This is a genomic window from Methylococcus sp. S1M, assembly GCF_051295855.1.
Lineage (GTDB): Bacteria > Pseudomonadota > Gammaproteobacteria > Methylococcales > Methylococcaceae > Methylococcus > Methylococcus capsulatus.
This window is the reverse complement of the sequence record NZ_JBPDXO010000003.1, coordinates 378425-392854: the sequence shown is the minus strand read 5'-3', so window position 1 is coordinate 392854 and position 14430 is coordinate 378425. Positions and strand designations below refer to the sequence as shown.

Genomic DNA, 14430 nt, shown 5'->3' with positions numbered 1-14430 from the left:
AGTCCACGATTGCAACGAGCCGCCCCTCCGGGCTCGGTGCAAGCGCCGGGCGGTGGCGCGGCGTCGCGTTCTGCGCCGTCTTGGGGTCGGCAGCCAGGTAGCCTTCGGCCGCGGTCCAAGTGTGAAGGACCGCGGCACCTCAGTCGGCGCCGCCACTGATCGCACCCACTGAGGTAGCGGTCTTGGCGGCGCAATACAGCGCCCTGAACCAGCAGGTGATCATGGGGCGGACGCTGACCGACAGCGCATCGGCCCAGCGCACGCGGGACCGCTGGCCCTGGGCGGCGACCGACTCCCGCAAGTCCTCGATGGCCCCCGGTGTTCCACGTGGCGTCCGCACCCGCGCCGATCTCGGCCATACGCTGGGCGCCACGCCGCTTCTCGAACTCCAGCGCCTTGTCCTGCATGGCGAGTTCGTGACCCCGCTCGCCCTTGCGGTCCGATCACTTCAAAAACCTCGGGGACCAGACGGAAGGCCCTGCCCAGGAGACCACCGAGCAGGGTCTCGATCATTGGCCGCCTCCCATGAGCTTCAACTTGATGGCAGCGCCCACCAGCAGCGCGGCCAGGATGCCGGTCGTGATGACCTTGACGGCGGTCTGCCAGGCCGTGCGGCGGGCATCGCGCCAGGCTTCCAGCAGGTCGCGCAGTTCGCTTGGGCCTTGTCGCGGCCTGCCCGCCATGCCATGCCACAGCGCGCCGAGCACAGCCCGGCCATTTGCTTGCCAAGAGAAAAAAGTCAGAGGGTGACGGGTTGTCATCACGCCACCTCCTTCAGCCGCTCGGCCACCAGAGGGCTCCAGAGAATCTGGTAGCCGCTGTGCCCGTTGCGGGCATACGGCATCGCTTCGGCCCAGGCCTTGCCGGCCTCGGTCAGTTCCCACTCGTCGCGCTCGTTGCGCCACTGCAGGCCGTGCTGGGCCAGGCGCTGGTTGGTGGCCTTGGCCGACAGACCCAGCAACTGGCCCAGTTGGGTGGCGTTGAGCGAGCACGTCGGCTCGTTGGCGGTGGGCAGCGCACGGCGCAGCGTCTCGATCGCCAGCCCCGTGTTCTCCTGGATGCAGGTGAGCGTGGCCGCCATCGCGATGCCGGGCTTGACTCCCGGCACCTTGGCCACGGCTTCGCCAATGAGCAGGATCGAGGCCACCCGGTCTTGGGTGGGCGCAGGCAGGGCCGGCGAGGCGTGGCGCGCGGTGTAGCGGCCCGTCTTGCGGATGGCCGGCAGCACCTCGTGCGTGACCCAGCGCTTGAAGCGCTTGGCGGCATCAAGCTTGGCGCGCAGATGTTTGAGGTAAGCGACGGCTTCGTCGACGTGGCGCTCGGCAGTGACGAAGTCGGTGATTGGCATCGCCACCAGCTGGGCCATACTCATGGCTGCGAGATCGGCGGGAAAGAGGGTGAGGTCGTTCATGGCTGACCTCCTCACCGCAGGCTGCGCTCGGAGGTCGAGTCGTGCAGCGCCGCGTGCTCGAACTCGATCACCGCTTCCAGCGGGTAGCTCACGCGCTTGGACAGCTTCAGGTAGCGCGGGCCGCGCCCTTCGCTGCGCCAGCGCTGCAGCGTTTTGGGGCTGTTGAGGACCCGGCGATCGCCGGGATTAAGGGCATCGATCGTCGGAACGGGCGATCGGGCGAGTGGGTAGGCCGTTGTCGGCATGCAAGCCTCCTATGACGCGGTTGAGGAATCGGTGGCGTCATTTCAGGCGTGCGATGGCGAACCTTGGAGGGACCGAATGGCGAACCGGCGAGGAACTTCGGGTTCGCCATTCGACCGGGCGCTCAAAAAGAACGGCGGGCACGCGGCCCGCCGTGGCAGGGAAGGCGTGCCGCGTCAATCCGTGGGCTGCGTTGGAAAGCCCAACGCGCGGCGCTGCTCGTTCCAATCCCGCGGCAGCAGCTCGTGCCGCCCCCGCAGGGTCTGCAGGTTCAACGGCCGCGGCTGGCGGCCTTCGAGGATGGCCTCGACGATGTCGGGCGCCAGCACAGCGTCAGCCGCAGCACCTCGGCCACCCAGCCGGGTTCGTGCCGCAGGGCGCGCGCGAGATCGGTGGCGGTGGCGTAGCGCCCTTCGTCGAGCAAGCGCTGCCAGTAAAAGGCCTTGCCCAGCATCTTGATCATCGGCTCGTCCAGGCCGCCCGACTGCGGCATCGACTCGCGCGGCGGCGGGATCAGCAGCTTGCGGTTCTGCCGGCGCTTGATGGTCAAGGGCACCAGGGTCACGCGCCGATCACCGCTGACGTAGCTGCGCGCATCCGCGCCGACCTCGATGCGCACGCACTTGAGCCGTGGGTTGGACGCGCCGGTGGGGCGTTCGGTCGTCATGCGCAGGCCTCCTGCGCGATGTCGCGCATCTCCTCGACGAGCGGATGGCCAGCCACCTCGGCGCCCAGGCCGAGCCAGCCGTCCTCGCGCCAGAGGATGTCCAGGCCATGGGCATGCAGTTGCACCCGCTCGATGAGCAAACGGGTGATGCGTTGCTGCTCGGCCGGAAACAGTTGCGCCCACACCGCACCGATGCGCCGCAGGGCCACGACCACCTGGGCCTCATCGAGTGCGGCGCCTGCCGGGTGGCGCTGGCAGGACCGCCAGGTGCCGATCAGCACCTCCGGCGCGGCGAGCGCCTGGTGGATCTGGGCGAGCACCGCATTCTCGATCTCGGCCGCAGGCAGATGCCCGACGTCGGGGGCGTCCGGTGCGAGCGTGGCGCCGGCATTGCGCCGCTTGTGCAGATAGGGCACGTAGTAGCGGTACATGCGCCCGCTCTTCTTCTTGACGAAGGTGTGCAGCATGCGCTGCCCGTCCGGGGCGAACAGCAAGCCGGCGAGCAGGGCCGGATGCTTGGCGCGGTGCTCGCGCGGAGCCTGCTTGCGCCGTTCGATGAAGGCATGGGCTGCCTCCCACAGTTCCTGCGGGACGATGGCCTCGTGCTGGCCGGGGTACCACACGCCACAGTTGCGGATCTCACCCAGGTAGATGCGGTTGCGCAGCAGCGCGAACAGGAACTGCTGGTCGATGGGGCGCCCGGTGCGCCGGTGACCGCCTTGGGTCACCCAGGCCTTGGTGGTGTGGCCCTCGACGGCCATCTCCCGCACCAGCCGCGCCGCCGAGCCGTGCTCGGCGTAGCGCCGGAAGATGTCGCGCACCAAAGCCGCCTCGCGTTCGTTGACGACGAGCTTGCGCTCGACCACGTCGTAGCCCAGCGGCGGCATGCCGCCCATCCACATCCCCTTGGCCTTGCTGGCGGCGATCTTGTCGCGGATGCGCTCGCCCGTGACCTCGCGCTCGAACTGGGCAAACGACAGCAGGATGTTGAGCGTGAGCCGTCCCATCGAGGTCGTGGTGTTGAACTGCTGCGTCACCGAGACGAAGGAGACGCCGTTGCGGTCGAACACCTCCACCAGCTTGGCGAAGTCCGGCAGGCTGCGGGTGAGGCGGTCGATCTTGTAGACGACCACGATATCGATGCGGCCGGCCTCGATGTCGGCCAGCAGCCGCTTGAGCGCCGGGCGTCCCAGGTTGCCGCCGGAGTAGCCGCCGTCGTCGTAGCCGTCGTCCACGGCGATCCAGCCTTCATGGTGCTGGCTGGCGATGTAGGCCAGGCCCGCATCGCGCTGCGCCTCTAGGCTGTTGTACTCCTGCTCCAGCCCTTCGTCGGTGGACTTGCGGGTGTAGACGGCGCAGCGCTTCTTCACCGTGAGCGGCGTGGCCGGCGTGAGCGGGGTTCGGTTTGGTCTCATGCCGGCTCCTTCCCCTTGTCGCCGGACTTCAGTCCGAAGAACGCCGGCCCGGACCACTGAGTGCCGGTGATATGGCGCGCCACCGCCGACAGGCTCTTGAAGCGCTGCCCTTGGTATTCGTAGTCGAAGGGCCCGCGCACCAGCACGCGGTGCTCGACGTCGTCGTACATGCGGGTGAGCACCGTGCCCGGCAGCAAGTGGTTAGCCTGCCGCTGCAGCGGATGCGGCAGGAGGCCGGTCTCGCCAATGGTTTCGAGTCGGCGGCGCGTGGAGGGCCTCAAGCCGCCGAAGACACGCGCCTGCATCGCATAGGCCAGGCGGCTCTCGATCCAGGTGCGATGGTGGTGGTTGGGGCGCTCGTCAAAGTGCTCGTCCCACAGCGCCCAGAGGCTGTCCATCGGCAGGTCCGGCAGCTGGGCGATGCGGGCGGCGAGGGTCTTGGCGTCGGCGGGGGTTGCGTGTGCCGTCATGGGCGAACTCCTTCGTGGTCATAGGGGTTCGCATTCACGCGCTCCTGGCCGACGAAGCCAAGGTCAACTTGCTCTCTGGTGCCGAGGGCAGGGACTGCGCCACGAGCGCGCAGCCGCAGAAGGCCCAGGGCCAGCAGATCGACGACTTCCTGGTGCGCGTGCCGGGGGCGGCTGGCGGCAGGAATGGTGGAGGTGGGTTTGGGTTGGTGCATGGCAAGCGTTTCGATGAAAAACGCTCGTCATGCTAGGAATCGAAGGGCCTTCGCGTAACGGGTTTGCGAGGGTTAGGAAGGGCTGCGACGAATGTCAACCTGCGCAGATCGGAACCTGACGGTGTCAAGCACCAAGCGCAACAGCGGGTTTATTGGAAGGCCCAATCACGGGCTACAGCTCGATGATCTTTTCCAAAAAGGTCGACGCCATCCCCATATCAATATCATTGTCGGGCGAGAGAATCAGACTTCCAATTGTTTTACCCTCAAACTGCGAAACCCCGCGAGAGTTTCTTCCGGCCCAGTGCTTCAGCAGGATAGTCGAGCTAAGCAGTCTCTTCTGAAACATCGAAACAAGCACTGTGTTGACAATTCTGTGCGGATCGACACCGACGAAGTAAAGCATGAATACAGACTTTGGTGTCGCCAAGAACTCTAGCATCTTATCTAAGTTGTAAGCTTTTGGATTCGAGTCCAAGATCATAATCTTGGTCTTGACATCGGTTTCTGTTGAGAACTGCTCGAATACACGCGCGTAGTCCCCTAGTGCGTTTTCAGTCTTAAATTGTGGCAGGCCCTTCCCACGGTCCCGCAGAGCGGCGACAAGATCTTGACGCAACCTATCGTCTTCGCCAGCGATTAGATATTCGATGATGCGGCCGCGAACATTGACATTCTCGATCAATGCAGCGAGCAGAATTTCATTACGAAAGCGATCAACCTTTTCATCAAGGTCGCGTTTGAGTTCCAGAAACTCGGGGGAGGCCGTAAATTCTAATGCTCTTATCGGCGCCTCTAATATGATTGTCCGAGCGGCAGCCGATACCATGTACTTTTTCCCTGTTGGGCTTATGTTGTTTGTTGCGTCAACGAGGCGAAGCAGGTTGCCATCAAACCCTATCCCCTCGTGAATGTTATAGAGTCGTTCAAAATTAGCCGGAAAATTGGAAATCCCCTCAAAGTCACGCATGATGTCGGAGCCGTTGAAGCTTCCGCGAATATTGTTTTCGCGCAGCTCTTGCGAACTGTGACTAATCTTCCTCAGGAATGTGGAGTTTGCAAGCAGAAGTTGATTTTTTCTCGGAGTCACTAGGCATACAAGAAAAGGCCTATCATCTACCTTCTGTAGATTCGAGAGTGATAGGACGGTATTGCTGAAGCTCTCGTTCTTGGCAGAGCTGAAACGGATGGCGAACTCAGGCCGATAGTAGACAGATCGATCCTGCGTCAGCGAAAATTCTTTATTCACAATGGCAGCAAGTTTGGCTTTGTCACCGATTCCATCGTGCTTTGATATAAATTCGATCAACTGCTTTAGTAGGGCATTATTCATAGAAGAGTTCTCTGCTTATTTCGAAAGAAGCGCTATTTTTGCTCGAACTCCTGCTCGCTGAGGCTGTTCCGCTCCCAAAAGTAACCTCCGCGGTATCCCTGGATGCTTCGATCAGTATCTGCGCGAGCCAGCCGCTTGACGGCCATACAACAGTAATCAGCCTCTATCTCTACCCCGCTAAACCGACGTCCGAGCTTCTTGGCGGTCACGCATGTTGAGCCAGATCCTAGAAATGGATCAAAAACGAAATCGCCCTCACGCGAGCTCGCCAAGATTAGCTTCGCAAGTAGTTTCTCTGGCTTCTGCGTGGGGTGGTCTGTATTCTCCGGCATCGACCAAAATGGAATTGAGATATCAGTCCAAAGATTAGAAGGGTGTGTTAGGCGAAATTTGCCGGAATCAGTTTCCTCCCAATCCTTAGGAGCGCCCGACTTATCTCTGTAGGGAGCAATGACCTTCTTTTTGAGCTTTACGGCCTCGACGTTGAAAAAGTATTCCTTTGACATTGTGCAGAACCAAATGTCCTCGGAGCAGTTTTTCCAATTCGCGCTTGCCCCTCGTCCTTTTTCTCTCTCCCACGTGATTCTATTCCTTACGATGAAGTGTCTCTGCAATACAGCCTGAACAGAAGCAGACGATTGCCAGTCGCAGCAGACGTAGATTGATGCAGTAGGCTTAAGACAACGGACGATCTTGCTTAGCCATGCATTTAGCCACTCTTCATAATCTTTAGGACTCGCCCTAGAGAATTTGGTACCGCCGAAAATCTTGTTTAGATTGTAAGGGGGGTCGACAATAAGCAGATCAATAAATGAGTCTGGCAAATAGCCAGCGCACTCGAAGATGTCTTGATGGATGACTCGCCCCTCTATCTCTGCCACACTAACCGGACGAGTAAAGGAAATCGTCTGATCTAAAAGAGCAGCCTTTTCATCGTTGCCTATGGTCAATGTGCGGTTGCGCGGCGCGCGCACCTTGCTGCTCTTACGGAGCTGGTCAGACCTTTCGCCAGCAATCGGTGTTTCGGTTATTTGCACTGCAATCTCCTTCAATCTGCACTATTTTGTCGATCGCGAACGGACAAGCTTCCGAGCGTTAAGCCCAGATTCTTGCCGTTCCCAGGATATTGGTCGTAGATGTCGGGGGCTTCGTCGTGCTGCCAAGACCGATCCCACCCCCGCGGCTCCGCACTTTCGAGCAGGAGCAGGGTCAAGACGCGATCCTTCGCGCCGTAGCTGTGCTTGAATTCGCGCAGCTTCATGTAGGGCGCTTCTTCCGCACGCCAGATCGCGGCGGACATTTCCACCCCCTCCCACGCCTGCACGACGCTCGCGTCGGCGGCGAGCGTGCCGGGCAGGGGCTCTTGCGGATCGTCGGTGCGCCGGATGCGCGCCCGGGTCTTCACGGCGCTGCTGCTGCGCCACTCGTACTTCGCGTAGCCGTTGTCCCAGTAGACCAGGATGGCGCGCTCGTCGGTGTACTTGATGAAGCGGATGCACAGCGCCTCGAACGAGACTTGGAAGCGCTGGGCAATCGCGCTGAGGACGTGCAGATCGATGCGCCGGTTGGCCGTCCATTGGCGCAGCAGGTCGCCGGGCATCAGCAAGTTGGCGGCGAAGTCGTCGGCCTCGCGCTCGATCTGGCGCATGGGCTCGTGGCCGGAGTAGACGCTCTCCTTATCGCAGCCAAAGCGCGGCTGCCGGTCGCGGTGCAGCACGAAATGCCCAAGCTCGTGCGCGATGGTGAAGCGCTGGCGCTCGGGGCTGACCCTACCGTTGTAGGCGATGCCCCAGACGGCGGGATCCGTGGGATCGCGCGCCAGCATCCCTTCGAAGGCCGCGTCGTCGAACGCCACCGGCGGACGGATTTCGCGCACCCCTGCTCCGAAGGGGGTGGCGGGCAGCATCTGCCGCACGACATCGAGATCGACCGCCTCCGGCACTGTTCCCGCATACCAGGCCCGCAGCCAGTGATGCAGCTTGCTGGCGGCGATCGACCCGGTGAGCGGCTGCGCCGTGGTCATCCCTTGGGCTCCGGCAGGTCCTTGTCCGGGAAGATGAGTTTGAGGGCCTGGCGCACACGCGCTTTTTCGTCCTCACGCATGCCGGCGTAGGCGCGGAAGAAGGCCACGTCCTCGGGGCTGGCCTCGGGCGCTGCGGGCAGGGGCTCGCCCATGATGTCCTCCATGGTCACGCCCAGCACCTTGGCCAGCGCCTGCACGCGCTCGGCCGAGGGGCGCTGCCCCTCTTTCATCTCCAGTTCCCAGATGTAGGCCTTGGTGCAGCCGACCGCATCGGCCACCTGCTGCAAGGTCAGTTTCTTCGCCTCGCGAAATCGCCGCAGGCGAGATCCGAATGTGGAAGCCATGGCGATGTCCTGTCTCGAATCACGGAAAGGGTTGGAATGCGGTCTGACAGTATAGCCCTGTGATACCAAAGACCGCCAGATGTGCCATGTGGTTTGACAAGCGGACCACGCAGGGACACAATCGCCCTGTATCACGCTGCCTTACTTTTGCGTGATACACGTTCAGTCAACTGTCGCCGGCCCGCGCGCCCGAACCCTCGGTCCGCAGACCTCCGACGCCACCTCAGGGAAAGGACCGAGACGCGATGAAGAAGACCTATGTCGACGTGCTGCTGGCGCTGCCGCCGGACGAGACCCTGCACCAGTTCCTGGCCAGCCACGGGCTGGCGGTGCCGCCTGCGCCCGAGCCGCAGCCGGACGGGCCGCCCAACCGGGATGTGATCGAAGCCATCAAGGCCTGGGGCGACACAGCGGCGCGTGACCGGCTGACGGCCGAGCTGATGGCCAGCGTCGCACTCGGCGATGCCGCGGGCGGTCAGGCGATGTTCGAGGCCGCGCTGGCCGATCCGGCGGTGTTGACGGGACTCACCTTTTGTCAGAGCGACCTGCATCGGTCGTTTTGGCTATACGTGCGGCACCGGGCGCTGTTCGAGCGCGCCAGCGATCTCGATTTCTGGGCGCACCACAGCGCCCAGGCGCAGCAGTTCGACCTGGGGGTGCGGCGCCGTCCGATCGCGACGGACGCGGCCCTGGGCGGCTTGCGCCAGGCGATTTCGGCCTACTACCAGCGCGAGCGGCAGTGCGGCGAGGGGTGTGTGGCCTATCTGGTGACCCCGAGCCCCGGCATCCACCTGCTGACGGTGCACGTCAAGGACTTGGCCATGCTGCGGCTGGAGTTCGAGGGCGTGGTGTTGAAGCAGCGCGTGGGCAATCCCAACATCCACATGGTGCTGGAGTACGCCGAGGCCACGGGCGTGGTGCGCACCCTGGTGCGCGGCGGCCACAAGGTGCAGCAGATGCTGGTGCAGGCCTTCGCCGAGCATGTGCTCGGGGTGCAGGCCACGCCCGAGCGCATCAAGGCCCCGGCGCTGGATCTGTCGGCGCTGCGCATGGGCTTCGACGTGCCCGAAGTGTTCGAGGACGGCTTCTCGCTGGTGCAGCTGAAGTCGCTGGCGCTGCTGAGCCCGGACGGCGAGCTCAAGATCGAGTGCACCGCCATGCAGGCCAGCCGCCACCGCTCGGTGCACGAGCTGCTGCGCGAGCAACTGCCCGCGCCACTGGAAGGCCGCTGGACGGTGCTGGCCGCCCAGATCAACCTGTACTACCCGCCGGAGCCGGGACGCACCCGCGCCCGCGTGGTGCCCATCGAGGTCACGAGCCGCGGGCGGCTCAACCTGCATCAGTTCGACCCCAGGCTGCAAGCGCAGCTGGAGCGCTACCTGGTGCGCATCGGCATCCTGCGCCCCGGCCAGACCTTGAGCGTGCAGGAGGCGCCCTTGTCTGCGGGCCCGGTGGGTGCGACGACGCCCGAGGGCGCGTGAGATGTCGGCGCACGAGGGTTGGCAGTTCCTCTGCCGGCTGTTCGCCGCGGGCACACCGGTGCTGCGCGCCACCCTGTCGCCGCGCGAGGTGGCGCTGCTGCCGCACCTGGGCCGCGCGATCCAGGCGGCGGTGACCGATCAATCCTGCGTGCTGTGCCCGCATTGCGCGCTGCATCGGGCGCCGGTGTTTGGCGACGGGCACGGCGGACGCTTGTGCCGCTGCCCGGACTGCGGGCCGGTGCCGGTCTTGCCGCAGGACGGCACAGCGCTACGGCTGAACGAGGACTGGCTGCGCCAGAAGCTGCGCCTGGCGCTTTCGATCGAGAGCCGCGACGGCATCGACGACCTCGGCGACGGCGTGTGGCGGCTAGGTGATTCGCGGCGTTCGCCGGTGCTGCTGGCATGTGACATCGTTCGTCTGTGGCGCGAGCCGGCCCTGCTGGACCGGGTGCGGGTCGCAGGCGGGCCGATCCGCGTCATCACGCCGAAGCCGCGCGAGACGCGCGGGGCGCCCTTCGGCCCGGGCGTGGAGTGGTTGGCTCTGGAGGATCGGTTCGCCTTCTACGGCGGCGGCATCTCGTTCATCGGCATGTCGGGTGAGCCACCAGGCCCGCAGGCCAGCGATCCAACGACGCCGGTGAAGGGGCCTTTCTCGGCGGATTTCCGCTGGGTCACGCTGCCCGAGGGGCCGCACGGCCCGATCCGGCTGACCGAGGCTCAGGCAGCAGTGTTCGAGGCCCTGTGGTCGTTCAAGGGGGAGCCCCGCACCGCCGAACAGGTCATGCGGCGTGCCGGGCTCGACAGCGCCAAGCCCATCGACGTGTTCAAGGTCAAGACGCGCGACAAGGGCAAGCCGGAAGCCGAAGGGCCACTCGTTGCATACCGGGCCCTCGTCCAGGTCGTGCAGGGGCGCCCGGGGCTGTACTCGATGCCCTGTGCTGCAGCATTGAGCCCCGTGCAGGCTTGATGCCTTGCTCAACCACGGCGTTGCCAGCAAAACGGTGTCCGGGGTCAAACTGGAGCTTGCGTGCCGTTGCGGGCAGTAGTTTTGTCAGGTCCAAATGCGCCGTTTGGCCTGCGTCAGTTTCCCGGCGGTCTCCAGCTGTACATACACCAAACGCCTCTGGTCATCCACCGCGTCGCAACTCCCTGACACCCCGGCCCAGCTTGCGGCGCAACAGGGCCCGCAGGGTCGCCCCATCCGAGTACCCGACCTGCGCGGCGACTTGGTCGACGCTCGCGTTTCCGGTGCGCAAGAGATGGACGGCATGTTCCACGCGCAGGTCCTGGAAATACGACAGCGGTGTCTTACCCAAAACGCTTTGCAGCCGCCGCGCCAAGGTGCGCTCGCTTGTGCCCGCGGCGCTCGCCGCCTCGGCCAGCGAGAACCCCTTCGCGAGCCGACTTCTGGCCCAGCACTCGAAGCGCTCCACTATCGGGTCGGCATGCGCAAGGTGGTCGGGAATCACGAACTCGGCTTGCGAACTGCGTGCCTCGACCAGCAGATAGCGTGCCACCAGGGCCGCCAGCGCCGGACTGCGCCCGCGGATGATGCGCAAGGCCAGGTCGACGTGGGCCAAAGCGGCACCCGCGGTGGTGAAGCGTGTCGAGTTCACGATCATGCGTGACTCGTCCAGCGTGACGTTCGGATAGCGCTGCCGAAACATCGGCCCCAGCCACCATGACGTCGTCGCACGATGCCCATCAAGCAGGCCGCTCTCTGCAAGCAAGAAACTACCGGAGCAGGCGGCACCAAGGTGCGCGCCAGCGGCGGACCACTGCTGCAGCACGGCGACCGCATCGGGCACGTCGGGGCGTGTGAGCCGAGCCGAGAGCGTGTCAGGCATCTTGTCACCAAACGCGGGCACGAGCACGACGTCTGGTTCCGGCACACCACGCGCAGTGACCACGGGGACCGTCAAGCCTTGCGCAGTTCGGATGCGACGCCGCACGCCCACCAGCGTGAGCTCTGTGTGCGCGGGAGCCTGTGGCAGCGAGCCCGACATCGCATTGGCCAAGCCCACTGTGTCGGTGAGCGCCGCAAGCCCCAGATCAAACACGCCATCACAAACAAGGATGTGGAGTTTCATGGCAACAATGATATCAATGTTGTCATTCTTGCCTATAGAGATGTCTGTCATGAAGACTTAGACTGCAGTCTCGTCGATCCCTTCACCCACCTTTCCATTTACCCAAAGGAATACAGCATGACCAAGCTCGCCCTGTTTGTTCGCCTCGAAGCCAAACCCGGCCAGGAGGCTGCGCTTGCCGACTTCCTGGCCAGCGCACTGCCGCTCGCCAACGCCGAGTCCGGCACCACGGCCTGGTTCGCATTGAAGTTTGGCCCTTCGACGTTTGGTGTGTTCGATGCCTTTGCCGATGAGGCTGGTCGCCAGGCACATCTGAACGGCCAGATCGCCGCGGCCTTGATGGCCAACGCAGCGACCTTGCTCAGTTCTCCACCCAATATCGAGAAGGTCGAACTGCTTGCAGCCAAACTGCCTGCATGACAACCCGGCCTTGACCCAATCAGGTCACGCTGCAGGATGGGGGGCACGCGGCCCTACGCAGCGTCCCCCCCCCCTCGATTGCACTTGCCCAGGGAGCTACCTTCCACAGCGCCCCGTGCAGGCTTGATGCCTTGCTCATCCAAGCACGATGGACAACCGATGGCAGTGACGCACGTGCAAGTCACTGGGCCACAAGGCCATTTGCGTGCGCTTCCGCAAAGAAGTTGGCGCGGATTTCGAGAGAAAAGAGGGCGAAAGAGAGTCGAACCGGGTGGGCCCTTCGCGACCTGGCGACGAAGGGCAGCACACGCAGAACGGGTCGCCGCCCCGCGTTGTTTCGCGGAACCTGAAAACGAAAACGCCCAACTGAGAACAGTTGGGCGCTGAATTTTGGTGGCCAGGGACGGAATCGAACCGCCGACACGGGGATTTTCAGTCCCCTGCTCTACCAACTGAGCTACCTGGCCAAAGAGCTGCCAATTAAAGCAGGGAACGGCTCCTTGAGTCAAGCAGCGTATGCCTCCCCCACCTTTGACACTCGGGATGATGTTGGAGGAGGGATTGGAGAGGAGGGCGGCCGAGGCGCTGGCTGGATCGATGAAGGTGATGAGGTAGCGGCGCATGCCATTGCGGACGCAATCGATGGTATCAACCGCCAGGCATGCCAGTAGGGCGGTCTTTGCCTGGGTTGGGATGCAGCGTGCGCAGCCTACGGATTTCGGCCACCAGCCCCGGATCGCTCTGGGGGTGGCGATGGTTGGGCCGCACTGGACTGGGCCGCCAACCTGTGCTCGTCCCCAAGGCACCGGATTTCGAGTCTTCGTTGGTCATCGTTGGGTGTCATCTCCCCAAGACGCCCCGAACTGGCTACCCGGTCACCCCCGGACGCCGTGCCCAATGTGCTGCACTTGCACGATACTCCTCCTTCTCCAAAGGAGTGCCAAAGGTTTCCGAGCTTATGCAGTCAGTCGTGGGAAGCGGTGACAGGCGGGCGGTAAAGGACGCGGTAGATGGCACCCGCATAGTCGTCAGACACATAGATGGCACCGTCGGGCCCTTCGGCGACATCCACCGGCCGGCCGATGACGTCTTCGTCGATATTGAATCCGGTCATGAAGGGACGCTCGGCTATCCGGCCGTCAGCACCGAAATGCAGTGACACGACCTCGTAGCCCTGTTTTTTCGACCGGTTCCAGGAGCCGTGCAGGGCGACCAGGGCGGCGCCGCGGTAGTCCTGCGGCAATCCCCCGCCTTTGAGGAAAACCATACCGAGCGGGGCGACGTGAGCACGGAATTCATGGACGGGCGGCAAGCTGCGTCGAATGTCGGCCTCGTGTCCTCGTCCGTAATCGGGATCCGGGACGCGGTTGCCGTTGGCGTAAGGCCAGCCGTAAAAGCCGCCTTTTTCGATGCGGTTGAGTTCACACGGTGGGAAATCATCGCCCAGCAGGTCACGACCATTGTCGGTGCCATAAAGCTCGCGGCTGCCGGGGCGCCAGTCGAAACCGACGGTATTGCGCAGACCCGTGGCGTAGATTTCCCGCTTCGTGCCATCCGGCTCGAAACGCAGCAGTGTGGCGCGAAGCGGGTCATCTTCGATACAAACGTTGCAACTCGAACCCACCGAAACGTACATCCCACCGTCCGGGCCGAACTTGAGAGTCCGGCTCCAGTGATTGCCTCCGCCGGGAATCCCGCTCACCACCATCTCAGGCGCCCCGGAAATCTGCCGCTGGGCCGCGTCGTAACGGACGCGAACGACACCATAGGTTTCCGCCACGTAGAGCCACCCGTCGCGGAGATCGAGGCCGTGCGGCCGACTGAGTCCCGTCAGCAGTTGCCGCCGGCCGTCGGGGCGGCCATCACCGTCGGCGTCCTTTTCCAGCAGGACGATGGCGCCGGCATGCGGCTGGCTGACCAGCAGGTCGCCGGTCCGGGTAAAGCGCAGCATCCGGGCCCCCGGCAAGTCCGCCGCGTAAACCGTGAGGCTGAACCCCGAAGGCAGCGCGATCCTTCGGTGCAAAGCCGCCTCGGCGGGCGTTGCTCCGCCGAACACGGATTTGAGCGGGAAGTTGACCGTAAGATGGCCGAAGCGCTGCGCCAGGACGGTGACCAGCAATGCGGGCAAGACGACATACCACAAAGCCTTGTTCATGACTTTAGGTCCTCTGTCGACCGACGGTTTTCACGGTCCAAGATAGCGCACTTGACGACGGAGGGGAAACTCAAAATCGGCACGGAGATTATGAAAACATTTGAATATAACGAAATGAGAAAATGCTCTTTGCCGAATGTACACTGCACGCCTTATAGTGCCGCTC

The 14430-nt window shown here is 63.5% G+C and carries 17 protein-coding genes and 1 tRNA gene; 4 read left to right on the top strand and 14 right to left on the bottom strand.

The window, feature by feature from the left end; all coding sequences use genetic code 11:
• Nucleotides 1-139: 139 nt before the first annotated feature.
• The 7 genes from ACSHWJ_RS08370 to ACSHWJ_RS08340 form a co-directional block, all read right to left on the bottom strand.
• Nucleotides 140-373 carry a hypothetical protein gene (locus tag ACSHWJ_RS08370; protein WP_432539638.1) on the bottom strand — a complete coding sequence of 78 codons (234 nt, stop codon included), beginning with the start codon at nt 371-373 and terminating at the stop codon, nt 140-142.
• A gap of 136 nt (nt 374-509) precedes the next feature.
• A complete protein-coding gene (locus ACSHWJ_RS08365; RefSeq protein WP_432539637.1) occupies nt 510-761 on the bottom strand; it encodes a DUF6127 family protein in 252 nt (83 codons plus the stop codon).
• On the bottom strand, nt 761-1411 hold the full coding sequence (locus ACSHWJ_RS08360) for a hypothetical protein (protein ID WP_432539636.1): 651 nt from the start codon (nt 1409-1411) through the stop codon (nt 761-763). The genes ACSHWJ_RS08365 and ACSHWJ_RS08360 overlap by 1 nt, the downstream gene beginning before the upstream one ends.
• Nucleotides 1412-1422: 11 nt before the next feature.
• Nucleotides 1423-1656, bottom strand: a complete 234-nt coding sequence (locus ACSHWJ_RS08355; RefSeq protein ID WP_432539635.1) for a hypothetical protein — start codon at nt 1654-1656, stop codon at nt 1423-1425.
• Between the two features lie 269 nt (nt 1657-1925).
• Nucleotides 1926-2321, bottom strand: a complete 396-nt coding sequence (locus ACSHWJ_RS08350) for a hypothetical protein (RefSeq protein WP_432539634.1) — start codon at nt 2319-2321, stop codon at nt 1926-1928.
• Nucleotides 2318-3736, bottom strand: coding sequence for a recombinase family protein (locus ACSHWJ_RS08345; RefSeq protein ID WP_432539633.1), 1419 nt, complete (start codon nt 3734-3736; stop codon nt 2318-2320). The genes ACSHWJ_RS08350 and ACSHWJ_RS08345 overlap by 4 nt, the downstream gene beginning before the upstream one ends.
• Nucleotides 3733-4206: a DUF2924 domain-containing protein gene (locus ACSHWJ_RS08340; protein WP_432539632.1), complete on the bottom strand. Its 474-nt coding sequence runs from the start codon at nt 4204-4206 to the stop codon at nt 3733-3735. Before ACSHWJ_RS08340 ends, ACSHWJ_RS08345 begins: the two co-directional genes overlap by 4 nt.
• A 14-nt stretch (nt 4207-4220) precedes the next feature.
• Between ACSHWJ_RS08340 and ACSHWJ_RS08335 the strand changes: the two genes are divergently transcribed.
• Nucleotides 4221-4454, top strand: a complete 234-nt coding sequence (locus tag ACSHWJ_RS08335; RefSeq protein WP_432539631.1) for a hypothetical protein — start codon at nt 4221-4223, stop codon at nt 4452-4454.
• A 136-nt stretch (nt 4455-4590) separates the two neighbouring features.
• Here ACSHWJ_RS08335 and ACSHWJ_RS08330 read toward each other — a convergent pair whose 3' ends face one another.
• From ACSHWJ_RS08330 to ACSHWJ_RS08315, 4 genes are read right to left on the bottom strand one after another with little or no spacing between them, the layout of a single operon-like run.
• Nucleotides 4591-5751, bottom strand: a complete 1161-nt coding sequence (locus ACSHWJ_RS08330; protein ID WP_432539630.1) for a hypothetical protein — start codon at nt 5749-5751, stop codon at nt 4591-4593.
• Between the two features lie 32 nt (nt 5752-5783).
• Nucleotides 5784-6788: a DNA-methyltransferase gene (locus tag ACSHWJ_RS08325; protein WP_432539629.1), complete on the bottom strand. Its 1005-nt coding sequence runs from the start codon at nt 6786-6788 to the stop codon at nt 5784-5786.
• 11 nt (nt 6789-6799) lie between these two features.
• Nucleotides 6800-7774 carry an ImmA/IrrE family metallo-endopeptidase gene (locus tag ACSHWJ_RS08320; RefSeq protein ID WP_432539628.1) on the bottom strand — a complete coding sequence of 325 codons (975 nt, stop codon included), beginning with the start codon at nt 7772-7774 and terminating at the stop codon, nt 6800-6802.
• The gene (locus ACSHWJ_RS08315) at nt 7771-8118 is read right to left on the bottom strand and encodes a helix-turn-helix domain-containing protein (protein WP_017365788.1); all 348 of its coding nucleotides are present in this window, start codon (nt 8116-8118) and stop codon (nt 7771-7773) included. The genes ACSHWJ_RS08320 and ACSHWJ_RS08315 overlap by 4 nt, the downstream gene beginning before the upstream one ends.
• Nucleotides 8119-8363: 245 nt before the next feature.
• Between ACSHWJ_RS08315 and ACSHWJ_RS08310 the strand changes: the two genes are divergently transcribed.
• The gene (locus ACSHWJ_RS08310) at nt 8364-9599 is read left to right on the top strand and encodes a hypothetical protein (RefSeq protein ID WP_432539627.1); all 1236 of its coding nucleotides are present in this window, start codon (nt 8364-8366) and stop codon (nt 9597-9599) included.
• 1 nt (nt 9600) lies between these two features.
• Complete coding sequence (locus ACSHWJ_RS08305; RefSeq protein WP_432539626.1) at nt 9601-10566, top strand: hypothetical protein; 966 nt, start codon at nt 9601-9603, stop codon at nt 10564-10566.
• Nucleotides 10567-10726: 160 nt separating this feature from the next.
• Here the strand turns inward: ACSHWJ_RS08305 and ACSHWJ_RS08300 are convergent, their stop codons facing one another.
• The gene (locus ACSHWJ_RS08300) at nt 10727-11221 is read right to left on the bottom strand and encodes a helix-turn-helix domain-containing protein (RefSeq protein ID WP_432539653.1); all 495 of its coding nucleotides are present in this window, start codon (nt 11219-11221) and stop codon (nt 10727-10729) included.
• A gap of 585 nt (nt 11222-11806) precedes the next feature.
• On the opposite strand from ACSHWJ_RS08300, the gene ACSHWJ_RS08295 reads away from it, so the two are divergent.
• Nucleotides 11807-12109, top strand: a complete 303-nt coding sequence (locus tag ACSHWJ_RS08295) for a putative quinol monooxygenase (RefSeq protein ID WP_007182542.1) — start codon at nt 11807-11809, stop codon at nt 12107-12109.
• Nucleotides 12110-12500: 391 nt separating this feature from the next.
• Here the strand turns inward: ACSHWJ_RS08295 and ACSHWJ_RS08290 are convergent.
• Together ACSHWJ_RS08290 and ACSHWJ_RS08285 are read right to left on the bottom strand one after the other, a co-directional pair.
• A tRNA-Phe gene (locus tag ACSHWJ_RS08290) sits at nt 12501-12576 on the bottom strand.
• A gap of 497 nt (nt 12577-13073) precedes the next feature.
• Complete coding sequence (locus ACSHWJ_RS08285; protein ID WP_432539625.1) at nt 13074-14264, bottom strand: PQQ-dependent sugar dehydrogenase; 1191 nt, start codon at nt 14262-14264, stop codon at nt 13074-13076.
• Nucleotides 14265-14430: the final 166 nt, after the last annotated feature.